Here is a 19596-nt window from a genome sequence, read left to right as displayed (position 1 = left end):
CGGAGCGGTCATGGGGACGAGCTCCGCGCCGTACGCGGTGACCGTTGGTGTTGCTGACCACGGTCCTTGCCTTGAGCGGCCGCTTGAGCGTGCCAAGCCGGCATCGCCGCCGGAGTGACGAAGAACGGCGCATGCGAGGAAGCAGACGCGGCCGGCCGCACCCGGTCCGCGGGCTGCAAGCGGACGGGCGGTCTGCCGCCGAAGCACGGCGGCCTCATGCCTCAGCACCGCCGCTACGCGCGAGCAGATGCCGGACGATCATGTAGAGCGCTGACCACATCATGCCTGGATGACATGTCGGACGATCAGCCTTGATCACCGTATGACCGCAGGTAGCAGCACCAGGTCCAGTTTCCGCATCCCATAGGCCGGCGCGGCCCGCCCGTCGTCCGGTGGACGCGGGCTCAGACGCAGCCTCTCCGCTTCAAGGACTTGGACCAGGCCGGGAGTACGTCGGTGACCTGCGGACGGGAGATGGACCAGAGCTCACGCCCGTGCCCCGGCACGAGTTCCTGGCCGCCCATGAGGGTGTAGGAGGTCTTGTCGAAGATGAGGGATTCGCGGGAGATGGCACCTCCGGGTCCTCGATTGTCCACCCGGGTCACGGCGATGCCCGATCTGCCGGTGGCGTCCTTGAGCTCTTCCGTCTCGATGCCCGGCAGGGTCGCGGCGATCTTGTAGATGGCCGCCTGCTGCTTGGGCGGGACCGGGCTGCCGAGGATGTTGAGGGCACCGTTCCAGGTCTGGGTCGCGGCGTCTTTGCCGGGGAGCATTTCGTTGCCGCGTTCGGCCAGTTTGCGCCGGAGTTGCTCCTGGTCGGTCGGCCACCCTTGGAGGTCGGCGTAGGCGGGGCGCCCCGCGCCACGTTCGGGGCACCGGGTCAGGAGTTCCTTGTATTCGTAGTCTTGTGGCCAGGATTTCGATGGCTTGTGCCAGAGCAGTCCTGGGCGGGAGCGGTCGACGGACTCCCAGACCTCGCCCGTGATGTGGCGTGGGCCGACGTTGGCAACCCCTTTCTCGCTGCGCGTCTCCGCGATCCGCTCGTAGTGGAGGTACTGGTCGTCGCGGGGTTGCGGCCACGGGGTGGTGGTCGCGGCCTCGGCCGCGAGCCTCAGGACCTCGGCGGCACTCGCGGGCGCGGAAGGGTTGAAGGTCTGGACGGCGATCGCTCCTGCGGTCATCGCCGCGACCAGGCCGCCTGCCAGCATCACACGCCGCAGCCCGGCCGGCCGGGCCCAGAGCCGCCGCTTCGTGCGGGCTTCGGCCAGGAGAGCGGTACGGGCGGGGGCGAGGCGGTCCGCCGTGGGGTGCGGCTTGCCGGCGAACAGGTCGCGGAGTTCGGTCAGGTCGGCCGGTTCGTTCATGAGGTCTGCTCCGTCGTGGGGTCGGGGCTGCCGAGGGCGTTGCGGACGATGGCCCGCGCACGGTTGAGGCGGGAACGAACTGTTCCGATCGGGATGGACAGGGCATTGGCCACCTCTTCGTAGGTGAGGTCGGCCCAGGCCACGAGTAAGAGGACGTCGCGGTCGCGTCCCTTGAGCGAGGCGAGCGCCTGGGCGAGAGGGCGGCGTACGGCGTGCGCGCTCGCCCGCTCAAGAGCTTGTTCCGCGGCGTCGTCGGCGTCGGGAAGCACGCCCACTTTCGAGTACGCCTTGTAGCGGTGTATCTCGGCGCGCTGATGCCGGCGGATGAAGTTGGTCGCGAAGCCGTACAACCAGGGAAGGGCCTGCGGACGGGCGGTGTCGTAGCCGCGGCGTTGCCTGAACGCGGCGAGGAACGTCTCGGAGACGATGTCGTCGGCCGTGTCGTCGCCGAGCCGGCGGGCCACATAACGGTGGATGTGTCCTGCGTGCCTGTCGAACAGCAAGGCGAAATCCTCGGGATCTCGCCACGACCGTTCGATCAGGTCGGCGTCAGACAGGGTCGTACTGAGCGGCATGTGGTTGGGCCTTTTCGGGGAAGTGGTGTCGCCCGTCTTTCACACGAGTCAGGAAACGAGTTCACGGGAGGCTGCCTACCGCCCGGAAGGCTCGGGTGAAGGCCAAGAGAGCGCACGCGCCAGGATCGCAGGCAGGGAACGCGCCAAGGCCGCCAGGAGCGCCCGATCGGCCCAGTCCGGCTTCGGGCGGGCGAGTCGACGCGTCAACACGGCCACCTCATGGCGGAGCACCATGATCCTTGGACGCCTGGCCTCGCCCCAGCAACACCAGCCCGGCCGAACCATGATCAGATACAGCAGACGAACCGACACAAGCCGCGATCTTTCCTGTGCCGCTACCGAAGGTCAAAACCGCAGATCAAGCTGCAAGCGGCGATGTCACTTCCTCACGTCGCGTGTCATTCAGCCCCGTAGCCGGAAGTTCATCGGGCTTCGACCCGCATGTGAGACCTCTTCGGCTGCAGGGTGATGCCGACGTGGGTGGTGAGATCGGTGCCCGGCGCCGGGGTCAGGTGCCATCGCGAGGTCACCGCCGTGAGAAGCAGCGTGATCGCGATCATGCTGAAGTGCTCGCCGGCGCATTTCCGGTTGCCGGTGCCGAACGGCATCATCGCGAATCGCGGGACACCGTCCGCGCGTTCCGGGCTCCAGCGATCGGGGTCGAACGTGAGGGGGTGCTCGAACGAGCGGGGGTCTCGCTGCATGGCGTACGGGCTGTAGATGATGTCCGCGTCCGCGGGGATGAGGTGCCCGCCGATTTCGACAGGGTCGGTGGTGTGGCGGGTAAGAAGCCAGATGGCGGGGTGCAGCCGCATCGACTCCATGACGATGTTGCGGGTGTGAGACAGGGTTCGCAGGTCCTCGGCGCCCGGCGGGTGTTCGCCGGCGATGGCGTCCGCCTCCTCGCGCAGGCGCGCTTCTTCGCGCGGGTGCTGGGAGAGGAGAAGGAACGCCCAGGCGAGGGTGTAGGCCACGTTCTCGGTTCCCGCTACCAGCACAGAGGCGACATGGTCGTGGATCTCCTGGTCGCTCAGCGGCTGACCGCTCTCCTCGTCCTTTGCCGTGAGCAGCGCCCCGATCAGGTCGTCGTCGTCCACGCCGCGGGCCCGGTGCTCGGCGATCGCCTCATCGATGATCTGGTGCAACCTGGTCAGGGCCCGGTCGAGGGGACGGCCGGTGAAGGTGGGCAGCATCGCCAGAGGGCCCGCGGACAGGATCAGGCGGCGGTACATGCAGGCGAACACCGTGTGCAACAGTACGCTCACTTCGCCGGCTCGGGTGGCGATGGACTCCGATCCCAGCAGCGAGCGCGCGATCATGCGTACGGTGCAGTCGGAGAGCTCTTCGCCCACGTCGATGATCTGCCCGGCCTGCCAGCGCCGGGTCAGCGCACGCGCCTCCTGCGCCATGGCCGCCGTGTGGCCGGCCACACGGTCCGGCTGGAACCAGGGCTGCATCATACGGCGGCGGCGCCGGTGGAGAGGGCCGTTGATGGTGGCGAGTCCCTGACCGAGCAGCGGTTGCAGGGTGTCCCACATCGGGCCGCCGACGGCGGCGGATCGCGCGTGCTTCACGAGCAGTTCGCCCAGGGGCTCCGGCGCGCATACCGCGTAGACGGTTCGCGGGCCCAGCCGCACTCGGACGATCTCCCCGTGGTCTCGCAGAGAGGTCAGGAATGCCAGGGGGGCGCGCAGGAATTCCCAGCCGTGACCGAGAAAGGGTTTGGCGCCGGCGGCGAGTGGCGGGGCCTGAGGTGCGGTTTCGGTGTTCATCGTTGACCTCCGGGGTCGACCACGTACGGGGGATGGGAAGGGTCCTGCCAGGTGTCGAGTCGGTAGCGGGCGGATTCGTGGTGGAACCAGTAGACCGATGAGAACCAGTTGCGCATGTTCGACAGGCACGAGTGGGCCGTGCGGGTGATCGCTGGGTTCGGCCGTATCTCATCGAGGAGGTGCAGGACGTCTGTCTCCGCGTTGAGGAACGCGGCCACTCGTCCGCCCGCCCTGCGGCGTACCTCGCGGGAGGCGTCCGCGGCGGTGAGTCCTTCGTGGTGAATGAGGCTGATTCCCAGGTTGTGCTGTTCCTTGCCGGCCAGCTCTTTGGGCAGGGAGCAGAGGTCGTTGTACCAGGCGGAGAAATCCTGGGAGGCCAGGCCGGCGCGGCGATAGGCGGTGCTTTGCCTGACCCGGGGCGGTAGTTCGCGCCCCGCGGCCAACTCCAGGAGGTCGATCCACACCTCGTGCCCGAAGGTCTGCCGCCGCAGTTCCACGTATTCGTCGACGGTGGGCACACGGCCCGCGATGGTGTTGTGGTACTCCTCGTCGTACGTTTCTATGATCGCGTGCATGTGCCGGGCGAACCGCGCGTTCCAGCGGCGGGGCAAGTGTGAGAAAAGCCGGGCGACGCTGTCGGCGAAGCCTTTCACCAGCGGGTCCGGGTGGCTCAGGTGGCGGCGCGGGGCGTCCAGGGCGTGGTGCAGATCCTCGCGCAGGCTGTTCCATGCCACGTCTCTGCGGTGCGCGGTGTCCTGGGCATGCCGGTCGTCCCAGAGGAAGAACCAGATGCTGAAATCCGAGATCGCGGACAGCACCGGCTCGGAGGCGTCCACGTAGTAGCCGGCCACGAGGTCGGTGTACCGCAGCTCGTCGGCGAACGCGGCGACTTTGTCCGCCGGCATGAGTCTCATCCGCCGCAGCCATGATCGCGCCGACTTCTGAAGGCGAGCCCAATGAGGGTGCCGTCGTCGGGGGAAGGTGGTTTCGACTGCGGGGATCGAGAAGATCGGTTGTACGGCTGGTCGCTGTTTCGCGAATGATGGCAGTGGCATCGGTCTGCTCCTATGTACGTCGGTGCCGGAGATGGCACCGACAGACAGGGCAATCGGCCTTGCAGATACTTAGCGAGCCGAGGTCACCTGGTGCGGCGCCCATTCAGCCATCGCAGATCCTCCTCCCCGGAGGCGGCCCAGGCGTGATGCGGCGGTGAGGTGGCCAATGTGCGCCGCATCGCCTCCCGGCTGGGCACCGCTCTAATCCGGTGTCGACCAGCGCAGGATCGGCCCGGCGAGGTTGCGGCTTCACGGCCATCTCCGCCGAGTGGCCACGATGACGACGCTAAACACCGGCAAGGCCACCGCCAATCGACCGTTCCACACGACGGAACAGCTCGTCGGCTCGCCTGTGGGGCTCAGTTGCAGGATTCGGCCCTGACCGGGCGGTGGCAACGGGAGCCACCCCGGCACAGCGCTGGCGAGCCTCGGCCGGGCACCTCCTTCCAACGCCGGCTGGATGAGCGCGGCCCGGCGGTGTCGCCAGAGCGCTGCCCAAACGCCTTCGACGCATCGGCGTGACAAAGAAGCTGGATGCCATCCCGTCGTGTAGCGCTGATCAGTCAGCCGCGGAAATGTTCTATCAGGTGGAACGCGTACTCGCCGATCTCGATCCTGACGTCCACGGTTAGAGCTTCAGGATGCAAGCGTTCCATTGGAGATCTCTGAAGATGTCCCGATTGCAAAGCCCGTCGATAGCAGAGCTTCCCGAAGAGGCGGCAATGGCGCTGAAGCGGTTTCCGGTGCCGGTCAACAGCGCCGTGGCCATCGCTCTTGCCCCGACTCTGGTAAAACCCCTTCTCGATCTCGTTACCGCGCTTCTCACCACCTTGGAATTGCCACCGAAACTCCGGGAAATGCTCATCCTGCTCGTTTCGCATGAGACGCGATGCAGCTACGAATGGGCCCAGCATTTACCACAGGCGGCCGCGGCAGGCGTCGGCGATGATGAATTGGCTCTGGTCACCGATCGCCATCTGGACAGCGCCGACCCGGCGGAGCGCGTGATGCTCGATGCGGCGCGCATGTATCTCGACGGGACCCCGTGGGAGGACGCCACAATGGCGTCCCTCCTGGAGCGCTTCCCCGAAAGGCAGGTGGCCGAGATCCTCTTCGTGCTGGGTGCGATCCGGATGTTCACGCTCTACATCAACGCGCTCGACATCGAACTCGACCCATCCGGCGAGGAACTGGCCGAACGCTTCGCCGATCTCGCAGAAACCCGATCATGAGGCCGCGACCTCGGCTCCGTGCGGCGGTCGTCGGCGGCAGCATCGCGGGCTGCGCCACCGCGATCGCGATACGCCGGGCGGGCAACGACGTCACCGTCTTCGAACGCAGCGCCGGCCGACTTCAGACCCGCGGCCTGGGAATCGCCATCCCGGGTCCGCTACGTGACCAGTTGATAGCCGCCGGATATCTCGATGAGAGCATGCCACTGCGCCGCCTGACCGAACGAATCTGGTTGGTGCGCCGGCCGGGCCGCCCTGACAGCCGGGAATTGTGGCGGCAGAAGAGTCCCGTGCTGGCCTGTAACTGGGGGCTTCTGTGGCAGTCGTTGCGCAAGAGAGTCGACGGAGCCGAATACCTGACGGATGCCGCTGTTTCGGCGGTACGGCGACTTCCCGACGGTCGTGCCACAGTGCAGAGAAAAGGCAGCGGCGAGATGGCGTACGACCTCGTCGTCGGAGCCGACGGCTACCGCTCTCTGGTACGCGAGTCGCTACTGCCGGGCTGCCGCCCGAATTATGCGGGATACGCGCTATGGCGAGCGAGCGTCCCGCTCAGTGCGCTGTCCGATCCGGCCAGGGTCATGGCCGTGCTGGACGACGCCTACCTCACCATCGTGTTTCCCGGCGGGCACGCCATCATCTACCTGATTCCCGCCAACGACCCCGGCAGCGAACTGCGACTGAACTGGGCCATCTATGCCCGCCCTCCTGCGGAACCGCCGTCCGACGAAATCACCATGACCCGCCATATCCAAGACCTGGTGGCGCGGTTCTTTCCGGCCGAATGGATCGAGCCGGTCATGGCCGCCGAAACCATCGCCGTACACCCGGTGCACGATCTGAAAATCCCCTTGGTCGCAGACGCGCCGTTCCTGCTGGCAGGCGACGCGAGCACCATCACCCGGCCGCACACCGCCAGCGGGGCGGTCAAGGCTCTACAGGACGCCCTCTGCCTGGAACGCGCATTGTCGTCGTCCCATCGCCCGGCCCAAGCCCTGACCAGGTATCAGCAAGAGCGCTGCGCGGAAGGGAACCGGCTGGTCGACCTCGGCCGGGCGATCGGCCGCGAGCAGGTAGAACACACACCCGACTGGACCAGGATGGGGCCCTCGCAAATGGACCAGTGGACCCGCGAAACGCTCGACGGCCACAACCATTACCTGTACGGGAACATCAGCCGGTCCTCTTGAAGGGGAGATTCTCGATGCCGCACATCACCCGTCCTGAGATCGTCCTGCCCGAACATTGGGTCAGCACCGACGACCTCATCGAGCACTTCTCCGCGACCTATGCCGGGCATCCGCGCCTGCAGAAGGCGTTGGACGTCATGCGCGCGACCACGGTCCGCGGCCGGCGGTTTTCCCGGCCCCTGACCGAGCTGACCGACGCCGACCACCCCACAGACCTCCGGCTCCAGCGGCACTTCGAGGATTCCTGTCACCTCGCGGAGGAGGCGGCCCGCCGTGCGGTCAAGAACTGCGGCCTCGATCTGGACGACATCGACACCCTGGTCTGTGCCAGCATCACCGGCTACGCCATGCCGGGGCTGGACACCTACCTCGTCAACTCGCTCCCGCTGCCGCCCACGGTCCGGCGCCTTCCAGTGACCCAGATGGGCTGCAACGGCGGAGCGTACTCTCTGGCCCGCGCCGCCGAGCAGTGCACCTCGCCCGGCCACAACGCCCTGGTCGTGGGCGCGGATCTGCCCATGCACTACGTCCATCCCGATGACACGGGGATGGACGTCATGATCTTTCGGGCGCTGGTGGGGGATGCGGCCGGCGCATGCGTCGTACGCGGCCACGACACTCTGCCGGGCCTGCGCATCGACCAGTCCTGGGACTACGTCCAGCCGGAGACCGCCGCCATCGTCGGCTCCCGGGTCCGCCAGGACGGCATGCACCTGTTCAACTCCCCTCAGCTCTACGACGCTTTGCGCGACATCCTGCACGAGCTGACAGGCTGGCTGGAAAAGACCTCCCCCACAGGCACCGATCCGCGTCCAGAATTCCTGGTCGGGCACACGGGCGGCCCCAAGATCATGGAGACGCTCTTCGACGCCCTGGGACTCGATCCGTCGCTGGCTCACATCTCCAGGCAGAGCCTGCAAGAACTGGGAAACGCCGGCGCGGTCTCCATTCTCGACGTGCTCGCGCGTACCTACGACTCACCGCCGCCAGCCGGCGCCCACGGCCTGTCCATCGGCGTCGGCCCGGGGCTCAGCGTCACCGCCTCACGCCTGCGATGGCAATGAGCATGCCCCTCCGCCACGAGACGAGCCCTCAGCAACCAAGATCAGCCGTTGAGTTGACACTCCCCGATGTCGGAGGGTCCCCCGTCTACCGCTCGCGCCGGGTGTGTCCGGTGTCGAGATGGGGGTGGGGAGTCAGCAGGAGTCTGCTCGGGTTGACGGTGACGTGGGCGACCGGGCGGACTGTTCGGCGCGATGCCTGTGTCAGCCGCCAGCGGCTCGCGATCATGGTCAGGATGATGAGCAGTTCGGTCCAGGCGAAGCTCTCGCCGATGCATTTGCGTCTCCCGTCGCCGAAAGGGAGGAAGGACGTGCGGGGAACGGGGTGGGCGACGTTGGGCAGCCAGCGGTCCGGATCGAAGCGGTACGGGTCCGGGAAGACGACGGGGTCGTGCTGGAGGAGGTAGGGGCTGAAGATGACTTCGGAGCCTGCGGAGATCAGGTGGTCGCCGAGTCGGACAGTGGTGATGGCGGTCCGGCTGATCATCCAGGCGGGCCCGTAACAGCGCAGCGTCTCCTGGAGGACGCGGCGCGTGTATTCGAGCGAGGACAGTTGCTCATGGCGCAGCGTGTGTCCTCCGCACACCGCATCGATCTCCTGGTACAGGCGGTCTTCGACGTCGGGATTGCGGGAGATTTCGTACAGGGCCCAGGCGAGTGTGGCGCTGGTGGTCTCGATGGCGCCGGTCAGGAGTGTGATCACCTCTTCGCGCAGATGGGCGGGACTCAACTTTTGACCGGTCTCGGGCTCCCGGGCGTCCAGCAGGGTGTCGAAGAGCCCGGGATGTTCTTCGCCCGAATCCTGCTGCCGCTGCCGACGGCGCTCGTCGATGGTTTCGTCGACCAGCGTTCGCAGCCGTGTCAGACGTGTCCGGTGCCGGTGGTTGAACGGGAGCGGGAGGGTGGTCAGCCAGGCAGGCAGGATCGTCTGCAGGAGGGTGCCCGCCATGATCTTGGGGAGAAGGGCGGTGAACTCTCGCTGGATCACGGCCGGCACGCCAGTGCCGAAGAGGGCCGTGAGGAAGGCGGCGAGCGTGAGCTCTCTCATCTCCTGGTGGATCCGAAGGGGCGTGCCGGCGTGCCACCGGGTGGTGCGCTGCCGCACGAGATCGATCATGGCGTCACCACGCGTGGCGATGTGCGCGAGGTTGAACATCGGCTGGAGCAGGCGGCGGCGCCGCAGGTGCGGGTCTCCTTCGGTGACGGTGGCCAGGCCGTTTCCGAAGAACTGGCGCAGGGCCTCGATGATCCGTCCGCCCTTCTTGAACGCCTTGGCTTCGGTGACCAGCATCGTGTGGGTCAGTTGCGGGTCGGTGACCACATAGGCGGATGAGGTGCCCAGCTCGACACGCACCACCGAGCCGTGCCGGCGCAGCGAGTCCAGGAAGTCCAGGCGGCGTAGCAGGAGGTGGCCCGTATGTCCCAGCAGAGGAATACGTCCTGGAGCGCGGGGGGTGGGTCGCGTCGGGCGTGATTCGATGTCCATGGGTGGATCCCCTTTGCCGGTGTCAGACCGGACGCGGTGACGAGCCGGAGCCCTTCGGGGTCAGCAGATCGTCGACCGAGCCTCGTCCTTGTCGTTCGACGGCCGCCACCACGTCGGATCTGTTCGCGGTGTACCGCCCGGTGTTCCGGGCCCAGTCGTAGTTGCCGCGTATCCAGTTGCGAATACCGGCCACTCCCACATCCGTCGCCGCCCGCTGGTTCTGCGCCATGCCGAGTTCGTCGCACAGCCGCGGCACGCGCGACTCCAGGTGCAGGTAGGCGGCGAGCCTATCGGCGGTCATCCGCACGGCCTCGTCAATGGCCGCCGCCCGCGAACAGCCGCGGTGCCGCATGAGGACGGTGACCAGGTTGTGCGAGTCGCCGCGCCGCTCTTCACGCTCAAGAGATTGCAGGTCGTTCATGTAGGCGATGACGTCGGCGGCCGCGGCCCGCATGTTCTGCATCAGGGGGTGGGCCTGGATCTGTACGGGCACCTCGGTCCGGCAACTGCGCTCGGCCGCGTCGATGGAGTGGTGGATACCCACCGAGCGGCGCCGCAGGTCGATGTAAGCGGCAAGATCCAGGTTCTCGCCCGCGGCCGATATCCGCACTTCCTGTGCGTGAGCCGCCAGAAACCGCGCCCATGATGACGCGAAACGGTTGCGCCAGCTCTCCGACATGCCCATGGAGAGTTGGGCCCACACTTCCACCCAGGCGAGCGTGATCGGGCAGACCTCTTCGGGAGGTGCTCCTGCGGGGCGGAACGGAATGGTGATCATCTCGCGAGAGACGTGAGCGATCTGCTCGACCCGTCCTTCAGAGGTCGCATCGAATTGGTCATCGAACAGAAACGCCAAGGAAAACCAGTTCATGAACATGAACATGTCGTCGGCCGTCTGGGTGCCGGGATAGGTTCGCGCGGCCGCCTGTGGCAGATCCCAGGACAGGTATTCGTCCCATCCGGCCTCGCTGCGGACCAGGCCATGCTCGCGCACCCAGCCCAGATGTCTTCTTCGAGCGGGCTTGAGGTATGTACTGACCGAAGAGCGGAACGGGATGACGAATTCCATGTTCTGGGGCATGGCTTCTCCTATTGGGCAACGTCAGCAGGATGTCGGCCGTCGCGACGGCGCGTGAAAGCACGTCGTCGTTGGCGGTCGGCGACTCACAATTGCGATGCCTCCCAATATCCATGCCGAAGCCCGACCGAGCAGACTCTGTTCCGGCCAGCGGAACGCCGATTGGGCCGAAATCGACAATGCGCCTAGCGTCGCTGGACATGAACATCCGACAACTGCCGATCGCGATCACCGATCACCCTCGATCCGGCTTCGGCTGATTCCCAGATAAGGCCCGTTCGTGCCTTTGAAGATTGTCGGCAATACCCCGCCAGGGCACACGGTTGTGGCGGGGGTTCGTCGCGTACCACCAGCGGAGCACTCATGACCACCATGACGAAGTCCGTGGGCGTTGGTCTGGCTCATGGCAAGGCGATCCTCTTGGGCGAGCACACCGTCGTGTACGGCACGCCGGCCATCGCCCTGCCCATGGCCGGTCTCACGGTGAGCGCGGCGGCTCGTCATGGCACCCGTACGGCACCGCGAGACGATCACATCGACGCCACCATTGAGGCGGCGGCCGATGCGGCACTGCGGCGGCGAAGAGCGCCCGCCGGCATCCCGCACGTCGAGATCACGTGCGGCATTCCGCTCGGGCGTGGACTGGGGTCCAGCGCCGCCTGCGCCACGGCCGCCGTCCGCGCCGTCGCCGACCTGTACGACGCGTACCGGGAGTCCGACGCGCTGTACGACCTGGTGCAGCACAGTGAGCGGCAAGTGCATGGAAGCGCCAGCGGGGTGGACGCGCGCGCGGTCGCCGCGGACACACCGATCTGGTTCGAGCATGGGACGGCCCGGCCCCTCACCTTTGGCAGGCCGGCGGTCTTCGTGGTGGCCGACACCGGTGTCTCGGGCGCTACCGGCAAGGCCGTGGCCTGTGTACGCGAGGTGCTCGGCGCCGATCCGGCCCGCGCCGAGCGGTTCCTGGCGCGGGCCAGGATGCTCGTCTGCGCCGCGGCGGACGCTGTGGTGTCGGGCCGCTTGGACGTCCTCGGCCAGCGCATGCTGATTTTTCAGGACTTGCTGGGCGAGTTGGGCGTGAGCACGCCGGCGATCGACCGGCTGGTCGCCGCGGCGCTGGAGGCCGGGGCGCACGGTGCCAAGCTCACCGGTGGCGGCCTGGGTGGTTGTGTCGTGGCGTTGACCGGTTCAGCCGATGGCGTGGAACGGTTGCGGGCGGCGCTGCGAGAGGCCGGGGCGGTCTCGACATGGACGATCGCGTTCGGGGCCGGGTCATGACGGCGGCCGGCGTCACGGCGGTGGCGTATCCGAACATCGCGTTGGTGAAGTACTGGGGCAAGCGGGATGAGCAGTGGGGACTGCCGGTCACGGGCAGCCTGTCGATGACCCTGGACTGCTTCCCGACCACAACGCGTGTCGCGCCGGCTCCTGGTGCCCGTGCCGACCGGGTCATCATCAATGGACAGACCGCTGAGGGGGCGGCCCGGGTCCGCCGGTTCCTGGATCTCGTACGAACGCTCGCCGACCGGCCCGAACCCGCGATGGTGGAGTCGGTGAACGCGGGGCCGACGGCAGCCGGACTGGCGTCGTCGGCGGCCGGATTCGCCGCCCTGGCCGCCGCGGCCGCCTCCGCCTACGGGCTGCGCCTGGACGGCCGTGCGCTGTCGCGGCTGGCCCGGCGCGGGTCGGGATCGGCGTGCCGGTCGGTGTTCGGCGGTTTCGTGCAATGGCACGCCGGCACCGCCGACGGTCCGGCGGGCGATGCGGGTTCGTACGCCGAACCGGTGCCGGTCGGCGCCGTCGAACCGGCGCTGGTCGTCGCCATGACCGACACGGGCTCCAAAGCGGTGCCCAGCCGGGAGGCGATGCGGCGTACGCTGGCCACCTCCCCGCTGTACCGGGCCTGGGCCGAGTCCAGCCAGGACGATCTGTGCCGGCTGAGATCGGCGCTGCGACAGGGCGACCTCGGCACGGTCGGGGAGATCGCCGAGCACAACGCGCTCGGCATGCACGCCACCATGCTCGCCGCCCGCCCCGCCATCCGCTATCTGTCGGGGGCATCGCTGGCGGTGCTGGACCAGGTCGCGTCGTTGCGGGCGGGAGGCGTGCTCGCCTACGCCACCATCGACGCCGGCCCCAACGTGGTGGTGCTGTGCGCCCGCGATGACGCGCCCCGCGTGGCCGCCGCGCTGGGTGAGGTCGATCAGGTCCGGTCGGTGCACGTGGCCGGGCCGGGGCCGGGCGTGGCGATACGTCAAGGAGAAGGCCGATGACCACCTTCCGGGCGCCGGGCAAGCTGTTCATCGCCGGCGAGTACGCCGTCGTCGAGCCATGCCAGCCGGCCGTACTCGTGGCCGTGAACCGCTACGCGACGGTGACCGTCACCGGCACGGGCGGAGCCACGACGCTGACCTCCGACCTCGCCGGTGGGCTGACGGCCGAGTACGAGCCGGGCCGCACGGCGCGAGGGCCGTTCGCGTTCGTTGCGGCGGCCGTACACGTCATGGAACGCCTGGCCGCCGAGCACCGCATGCCGATCCGGCCGTTCCGGCTGCTGGTCACCACCGACCTCACCGGGACCGGCGGCCGCAAACTCGGGCTCGGCTCCAGCGCGGCCGTCACCGTCGCGACCTGCGGCGCGCTCGCCCGCTTCTACGGCCTGCGGCTGACCCGCATGGACCTGTACCGGACCGCGATGCTGGCCACCCACGCCGTGGCCCCGGCCTCCTCCGGCGGCGACGTCGCGGCCAGCACGTTCGGCGGCTGGCTGCTCTACCACTCCCCCGGCCACAGACCGTGTGACGCCACGGTGACCGCCGCGCTCGGCGCCGAGTGGCCCGGGCTGATGGTCCGGCCACTCGCGGCCCCGCCCGGCGCGCACCTGGAGGTCGGCTGGACCGGCGAGACCGCCTCCACCCCAGAGCTTGTCGGACGTCTCGGCGAAGACCACCACCGTTCCTTCCTCGCCGGCAGCGCCGATTGCGTGTCCAGCCTGGTCACCGGCCTGGAACACGGCGACATCACGCGCATGCAGCACCAGGTCAACCGGGCCCGGGGCCTGCTGACCGAGCTGGACACGCGGACCGGCCTCGGCTGGATGACCCCCCGGCTGCACGCTCTCTGCCGGGCCGCCGACGCGATCGGCGTGGCCGCCAAACCCTCCGGCGCCGGTGGCGGTGACTGCGGTATCGCCCTGCTCCGCCCCGATCAGGAGCACCGCGTACCCGCGCTGCGCGAGCAATGGACCCGCGACGGCATCCAACCGCTGCACCTGCGCCTTCACCCCACCGAACAGGACCGGACATGAGCCCCAACCGTAAGGACGACCACGTACGTCACGCCGTCGACCAGCAGCGGGACGGCACAACCCCCCAGGAAGCGACCGCCGGCGACTTCGACGCGGTGTCCTTCGTGCACCACGCGCTGGCCGGCATCGACGCCGACACCGTCGACCTGGCCGTCAAGGCGCCCGGCGGAACCTGGCCGGCACCGCTGTACATCAACGCCATGACCGGGGGCAGCGCCAACACCGGGAAGGTCAACCGCGGGCTGGCCATCGCCGCCGCTGAGGCCGGAATCCCCATCGCCTCGGGGTCGATGAGCGCCTACCTGCGTGATCCCGGCCTGGCCGACACCTACCGGGTCCTGCGCAGCCACAACCCCGACGGCGTGGTCATCGCCAACATCAACGCCAACGCCGACCCCGGCCAGGCGCGCCGGGCCATAGACCTGCTCGAGGCGGACGCCCTGCAGATCCACCTCAACGCGACGCAGGAGATCGTGATGCCCGAAGGCGACCGGGCCTTTCACGCCTGGCCCGCACACGTCGAACGCATCGCCGCCGAAGCCGGCGTCCCGGTGATCGTCAAGGAGGTCGGGTTCGGCCTCAGCCGCAAAACCATCCGCCGGCTGCGCGACGCCGGAGTCACGGCGGCCGACGTCAGCGGACGCGGCGGCACCAACTTCGCCCGTATCGAGAACAAGCGCCGCCCCGGCGGCGACTTCGCCTTCATCGCCGACTGGGGCCAGTCCACCCCTTGCTGCCTGCTCGACGCCGCCGACATCACCGGCATCGACATCCTCGCCTCCGGCGGCGTGCGTTCTCCCCTCGACGTCGCCCGCGCGCTGGCCCTGGGCGCCACGGCCGTGGGTGTCGCCGGCCATTTCCTCGGCGTCCTCGTCGACCAGGGCGAGAAGGCGCTGATCGAGGAGATCTCCGACTGGCTCCACCAACTCCGGCTCATCATGACCATCCTCGGCGCGGCCACCCCGCCCGAACTCGCCGACTGTGACCTGCTCCTGTCCGGAGAGGTGGCCGGCTACTGCCAGGCCCGCGGCATCGACCCCGTTCCCTACAGCTCCAGGAGCCTCCGACATGACTGACTCATTCGCCGCCGTCCCCCTGCAGTGGGTGGGACCGATCCGGATCACCGGCAACACCGTCAACGAAGAGGTGTCCGTCCCGCTGGCCACCTTCGAATCACCGCTGTGGCCCTCGACCGGGCGCGGCGCACGCGTGTCCCGCCAAACCCGGGACGGCATCGTCGCCACGCTCGTCGACGAGCGGATGACCCGCTCGATCCTGCTCGTGGCCGACAACGCCGAAGCCTCGCACCGCGCGGTCCGGCAACTGGCCGCCGAGTTCGCTCAGTTGCAGGCCATCACCGCAGAATCCAGCAGGTTCGCCCAGCTCATCGGCCTGCACCATCAGATCGCGGGGAATCTGCTGTTCCTGCGCTTTGAGTTCTCCACCGCGGACGCGGCCGGGCACAACATGGTCACCCTGGCCTGCGACCACCTCATGGACCACATCGTCACCGCAGTGCCCGGCGTGCGCTACGGGTCGATCTCAGGCAACTACTGCGCCGACAAGAAGGCCACCGCCGTCAACGGCATCCTCGGCCGGGGCAAGAACGTCGTCACCGAGCTCCTGCTCCCCCGCGACCTCGTCGAGGACGAGCTGCACACCACCGCGGCCGACGTCGCCGCGCTCAACCTCCGCAAGAACCTCATCGGCACCCAGCTCGCCGGCGGCATCCGCTCCGCCAACGCCCACTACGCCAACATGCTGCTCGCCTTCTACCTGGCCACCGGCCAGGACGCCGCCAACATCGTCGAAGGCTCCCAAGGGCTCACCCACACCGAGGACCGTGACGGCGACCTCTACTTCTCCTGCACCCTGCCCAACATCATCGTCGGCACCACCGGAAGCGCCAAGAACACCGGATTCGCCGCCGAGAACCTGGGCCGTCTGGGTTGCCACGCCGACCGCGAGCCCGGCGCCAACGCGCGCCGCCTCGCCGTCCTGGCCGCCGCCACCGTCTTGTGCGGAGAACTGTCCCTCATGGCGGCCCAGACCAACCCCGGTGAGCTCATGCGCGCCCACCTGAAATCCGAACGCCAACCCGTCACCCATTGAGGACCTGCCATGACCGAGCCCGCGATCGGCATCCACGACCTGTCCCTCGCGACCACCCACTACCGCCTGGATCTGGCGACCCTCGCCCACCATCTGGGCACCGATCCCGCCAAATTCCACACCGGCCTCGGCCAGGACGCGATGAGTGTTCCCGCCGCCGACGAGGACATCGTCACCATGGCCGCCGCGGCGGCCCGGCCGATCATCGACCGGCACGGCGCGGATCGCATCCGTACCATCCTGTTCGCCACCGAAACCGGCGTCGACCAGTCCAAAGCCGCCGGCCTCTACGTGCACGGCCTGCTCGGCCTGCCATCGGCGTGCCGCATCGTCGAGCTGAAACAAGCCTGCTACTCGGCCACCGCCGCCCTGCAGTTCGCCACCGCGCTCGTCGCCCGCGATCCCACCCAGCAGGTCCTCGTCCTGGCCAGCGACATCGCCAAGTACGAACGGGGCACCGCCGCGGAAGCGACGCAAGGCGCGGCGGCCGTGGCCATGCTCGTCACCGCCGACCCGCGACTCCTGCGCCTGGAAGTCCCCTCAGGAGTGTTCTCCGCCGACATTTCCGACTTCTGGCGCCCCAACTACCGCAGCGAGGCCGTCGTCGACGGGCGAGCCTCCATCACCGCCTACCAGAAGGCCACCGTGGAGGCCTGGAACGACTACCGGCGCCACGGCGGCCGCGACCTGTCCGAGTTCGCCGCGTTCTGCTACCACCAGCCGTTCACCAACATGGCCTACAAAGCCCACCGGCACCTGCTGGAAAGCACCGGAGCAGCCGCCGGCGCAGCAGACCTCGACACCGCTCTGGCCGCCGCTGCCGTCTATAACCGGGCCCTCGGAAACAGCTACAGCGCCTCGGCCTACCTCGCCCTCGCCTCCCTCCTCGACCACCGCGACGACCTCGACCAGCGCCCCGTCGCCATCATCAGCTACGGATCAGGCAGCGTCGCCGAAATCCTCAGCGGCGTGATCGTCCCCGGCTACCGAAACCACGTCAGGACGGCAGCCAACACCAACGCGATCGACCTTCGCGAACCCATCGGCTACGCGCGCTACGAAGAACTCCACGACCCGGAACTGCCCGACGACGGAAGCCACCACGAGCTCCCGGCCGAAACCAGCGGCCCCTACCGCCTGGCCGCCCTTACCGGCCACAAGAGGATCTACCAACCGACCGGCCGGCCGGCCGGGACGTGAAGCTGAGCGGTAAAAGGGGTACAGCGATTCCGGATATCGCGGAGGGCAGGCCGCGAGGGCCTATCGGGTCCGTGCGACGGCCTTCTCGGCGAGTTCTTTCAGCGCCTGCCTGGCTTCCGACTCGATCGGCGCGCTGCGCAGGGCCGCGAAGGCGCGTTCGGCGCGTTCGTTGATCATGTCTTCGGTTCGTGCGAGTGCGCCGGTGGCGGTGATGATCTCGCGCAGTTCTTCCGCTTCCGGCTCCTGCAGGTCCGGGTCGCCGTACAACGCTCGGATACGGGCTCGCTGCACTGGGGTGGCATGCCGTACGGCCTGGGCGATGAGGACGGTGGGCTTGCCTTCACACAGATCGTCGGTGGCGGATTTGCCGGTGACGGCCGGGTCGCCGTACACACCGAGGACGTCGTCGCGCATCTGGAACGCCTCTCCCAGCGGAATCCCGAACCTGGAGTACGCGATCAGCGTCTCCCGCGTGGCTCCTGCCAGCGCTCCGCCCAGTTGCAGCGGGCGTTGCACGGTGTACCGGGCGGTTTTGAGGCGTGCGATGGCCAGCGACCGCTCCACGCTGCCGTCGCCACGGGCGGTCTCCAGCACATCCAGATACTGCCCGGCCACGACTTCGGTGCGCATCACGTCATAGACCCAGCGTGCGGCGGCCAGCCTGCGCGCGTCCAGACCGCTGTGGTTGAGCAGCTCATCGGCCCACATCAGGCACAGATCGCCCAGCAGAATGCCGGTGGCGGTGCCGAACGCCTCGGAGGTGCCGCGCCAGCCGTTCCTGGAGTGCTGGTCGGCGAGCCTGCGGTGCATCGCCGGGCCACCGCGCCGCGTTTCGCTGCCGTCCATGATGTCGTCGTGGATCAGGGCGAAGGCGTGGAAGAGCTCAAGGGACGCGGCGGCGGACACGATCTCCGGGCAGTCCTCCTCCCCCGCGCCGCGCCAGCCCCAGTAGCAGAACACCGGGCGGGCGCGTTTGCCGCTTCTGAGCACGTATTCGCGCAGAGAGCCGAGCACCGAGCCCAGTTCCTCCGCCTCCTGCGGCAGACTCTGGTCGTCGATGAAGGCGGCCAATGCCGCTTCCATTCTTCCCGCCAGGTCCGTCGCCACGCCGGTCATGACGTGACCCGCTCGGCCCAGCGGCCGGCTCGGGTAGAAGCCATTGCGCCGCGTCCCTTCAACGATGCCGTCAGATATGTCGGACTCGTTCCAGGGTGCGCGCGTCCCTTCGACCGGGGCGAGAAGCGGTTCCATCGTGTGGAACAACTGGTGTGCGCATGTGCGCTCACCGGACCCTGCTTGCCGCACCACGCGGCTGCCAACGTGCGGTGGTACCGCCAGGGCCGCTGACATCCCCCGGGCGAGATCCGACTATGCGGGCTCGGTGGGCTCGGCACGGCCGAGGGCCTGCACGGCGGCGATCGCCTGCTCGATGTGGTCGTACACGTTCACGGCCTGCCAGGCGCCGGTGATCTCCAGGATGCGGGCCACCCGGGGCTGCGGTCCGGCCAGGTGGAGACCTGCTCCATGGGCACGGGCGAGGGTGGCGGCGGCGAGCAGCACGGCCAGACCGGAGCTGTCCAGGAAGGACAGTCGGCTCACGTCCACGACCAGGTGATCGTGCAGCGTCCGGCGCACCTGATCGAGATACGCCTCCAGAGTCCCGGAGGTGGAGGCGTCCACCTGGCCGGTCACCGTGATCAGGGTCATTCCGGGCAGGTGCCGGCTGGTCAGGTTCATGACAGCCGGCGACGGTCGGCCGACAAGGGGAGGGTGGCGGTGGCCTCCGCCACGTCGGCGTGGATGTTCAAGACGTCCCACACGCCGGTGATCTGCAGGATCCGGGCTGGCAGATCCTGCACCGCGGCCAGATGCAGGGTGGCGCCCTCGTGATGGAGGCCGGAGTGCACGCGTAACAGTACGTGCAGGCCGCTGCTGTCCATGAAGGTCAGCTCACCGAGGTCGAGCACCACCGGCTGGCCGGGCCGGCGGGCGCCGCCGATGGAGGACTCGAGGTGGCCGGCGTTGGTGACGTCGAGTTCGCCGGCCACGGTGATCAGCACGCCGGCGGGCAGCGGACAGTGGTTCAGGCTGAGGGGAGACATGGCGGACTCGCTGCGAGTGTTCAGCTTGTCGATGTGTGCGCAACGGTGACGATCATGAAGGG

18 protein-coding genes are annotated in these 19596 nt (G+C 68.3%); 9 read left to right on the top strand and 9 right to left on the bottom strand.

Annotated features, from left to right (window positions below; translation table 11 throughout):
* Positions 1-404: 404 nt before the first annotated feature.
* From C4V41_RS38585 to C4V41_RS38570, 4 genes are all read right to left on the bottom strand, one after another.
* The gene (locus C4V41_RS38585) at positions 405-1364 is read right to left on the bottom strand and encodes a CU044_5270 family protein (RefSeq protein WP_103960956.1); all 960 of its coding nucleotides are present in this window, start codon (positions 1362-1364) and stop codon (positions 405-407) included.
* The gene (locus C4V41_RS38580; RefSeq protein ID WP_103960955.1) at positions 1361-1939 is read right to left on the bottom strand and encodes an RNA polymerase sigma factor; all 579 of its coding nucleotides are present in this window, start codon (positions 1937-1939) and stop codon (positions 1361-1363) included. Before C4V41_RS38580 ends, C4V41_RS38585 begins: the two co-directional genes overlap by 4 nt.
* 422 nt (positions 1940-2361) lie before the next feature.
* The gene (locus C4V41_RS38575; RefSeq protein WP_103960954.1) at positions 2362-3711 is read right to left on the bottom strand and encodes a cytochrome P450; all 1350 of its coding nucleotides are present in this window, start codon (positions 3709-3711) and stop codon (positions 2362-2364) included.
* A complete protein-coding gene (locus C4V41_RS38570) occupies positions 3708-4616 on the bottom strand; it encodes a terpene synthase family protein (RefSeq protein WP_200824504.1) in 909 nt (302 codons plus the stop codon). The genes C4V41_RS38575 and C4V41_RS38570 overlap by 4 nt, the downstream gene beginning before the upstream one ends.
* A gap of 821 nt (positions 4617-5437) precedes the next feature.
* Between C4V41_RS38570 and C4V41_RS38565 the strand changes: the two genes are divergently transcribed.
* From C4V41_RS38565 to C4V41_RS38555, 3 genes are read left to right on the top strand one after another with little or no spacing between them, the layout of a single operon-like run.
* Positions 5438-5998: a carboxymuconolactone decarboxylase family protein gene (locus tag C4V41_RS38565; RefSeq protein ID WP_160150531.1), complete on the top strand. Its 561-nt coding sequence runs from the start codon at positions 5438-5440 to the stop codon at positions 5996-5998.
* Positions 5995-7188 (top strand): FAD-dependent monooxygenase, encoded by a 1194-nt coding sequence (locus C4V41_RS38560; RefSeq protein ID WP_103960952.1) that lies wholly within the window; start codon positions 5995-5997, stop codon positions 7186-7188. Before C4V41_RS38565 ends, C4V41_RS38560 begins: the two co-directional genes overlap by 4 nt.
* A gap of 14 nt (positions 7189-7202) precedes the next feature.
* Positions 7203-8252: a beta-ketoacyl-[acyl-carrier-protein] synthase family protein gene (locus C4V41_RS38555; protein ID WP_103960951.1), complete on the top strand. Its 1050-nt coding sequence runs from the start codon at positions 7203-7205 to the stop codon at positions 8250-8252.
* A gap of 85 nt (positions 8253-8337) precedes the next feature.
* Here the strand turns inward: C4V41_RS38555 and C4V41_RS38550 are convergent, their stop codons facing one another.
* On the bottom strand, positions 8338-9735 hold the full coding sequence (locus tag C4V41_RS38550; RefSeq protein ID WP_103960950.1) for a cytochrome P450: 1398 nt from the start codon (positions 9733-9735) through the stop codon (positions 8338-8340).
* Between the two features lie 22 nt (positions 9736-9757).
* Entirely contained in the window at positions 9758-10816 is a 1059-nt protein-coding gene (locus C4V41_RS38545; RefSeq protein ID WP_103960949.1) for a terpene synthase family protein, read from the bottom strand.
* Positions 10817-11176: 360 nt separating this feature from the next.
* On the opposite strand from C4V41_RS38545, the gene mvk reads away from it, so the two are divergent.
* From mvk to C4V41_RS38515, 6 genes are read left to right on the top strand one after another with little or no spacing between them, the layout of a single operon-like run.
* Positions 11177-12091, top strand: a complete 915-nt coding sequence (gene mvk / locus C4V41_RS38540) for a mevalonate kinase (protein WP_103960948.1) — start codon at positions 11177-11179, stop codon at positions 12089-12091.
* The gene (gene mvaD / locus C4V41_RS38535) at positions 12061-13086 is read left to right on the top strand and encodes a diphosphomevalonate decarboxylase (protein ID WP_200824503.1); all 1026 of its coding nucleotides are present in this window, start codon (positions 12061-12063) and stop codon (positions 13084-13086) included. Before mvk ends, mvaD begins: the two co-directional genes overlap by 31 nt.
* Positions 13083-14120 carry a phosphomevalonate kinase gene (locus C4V41_RS38530; protein WP_103960946.1) on the top strand — a complete coding sequence of 346 codons (1038 nt, stop codon included), beginning with the start codon at positions 13083-13085 and terminating at the stop codon, positions 14118-14120. The genes mvaD and C4V41_RS38530 overlap by 4 nt, the downstream gene beginning before the upstream one ends.
* On the top strand, positions 14117-15196 hold the full coding sequence (gene fni, locus C4V41_RS38525) for a type 2 isopentenyl-diphosphate Delta-isomerase (RefSeq protein ID WP_103960945.1): 1080 nt from the start codon (positions 14117-14119) through the stop codon (positions 15194-15196). Before C4V41_RS38530 ends, fni begins: the two co-directional genes overlap by 4 nt.
* Positions 15189-16232 carry a hydroxymethylglutaryl-CoA reductase gene (locus C4V41_RS38520; RefSeq protein ID WP_103960944.1) on the top strand — a complete coding sequence of 348 codons (1044 nt, stop codon included), beginning with the start codon at positions 15189-15191 and terminating at the stop codon, positions 16230-16232. The genes fni and C4V41_RS38520 overlap by 8 nt, the downstream gene beginning before the upstream one ends.
* 9 nt (positions 16233-16241) lie before the next feature.
* Positions 16242-17432, top strand: a complete 1191-nt coding sequence (locus C4V41_RS38515) for a hydroxymethylglutaryl-CoA synthase (RefSeq protein ID WP_103960943.1) — start codon at positions 16242-16244, stop codon at positions 17430-17432.
* Between the two features lie 60 nt (positions 17433-17492).
* On the opposite strand, the gene C4V41_RS38510 is transcribed toward C4V41_RS38515, so the two are convergent.
* Genes C4V41_RS38510 through C4V41_RS38500 form a run of 3 tightly spaced genes read right to left on the bottom strand, consistent with a single transcriptional unit; the run spans position 17493 to position 19534 of the window.
* On the bottom strand, positions 17493-18782 hold the full coding sequence (locus C4V41_RS38510) for a polyprenyl synthetase family protein (protein ID WP_235030648.1): 1290 nt from the start codon (positions 18780-18782) through the stop codon (positions 17493-17495).
* An 18-nt stretch (positions 18783-18800) separates the two neighbouring features.
* Positions 18801-19169 carry an STAS domain-containing protein gene (locus tag C4V41_RS38505; protein ID WP_103960941.1) on the bottom strand — a complete coding sequence of 123 codons (369 nt, stop codon included), beginning with the start codon at positions 19167-19169 and terminating at the stop codon, positions 18801-18803.
* Positions 19166-19534 carry an STAS domain-containing protein gene (locus C4V41_RS38500; protein ID WP_103960940.1) on the bottom strand — a complete coding sequence of 123 codons (369 nt, stop codon included), beginning with the start codon at positions 19532-19534 and terminating at the stop codon, positions 19166-19168. Before C4V41_RS38500 ends, C4V41_RS38505 begins: the two co-directional genes overlap by 4 nt.
* Between the last annotated feature and the right edge of the window lie 62 nt (positions 19535-19596).

It is taken from the genome of Nonomuraea solani (genome assembly GCF_900108335.1).
Lineage (GTDB): Bacteria > Actinomycetota > Actinomycetes > Streptosporangiales > Streptosporangiaceae > Nonomuraea > Nonomuraea solani.
The sequence above is the reverse complement of the archived record's forward strand: the minus strand, read 5'-3'. Positions and strand labels throughout refer to the sequence as shown.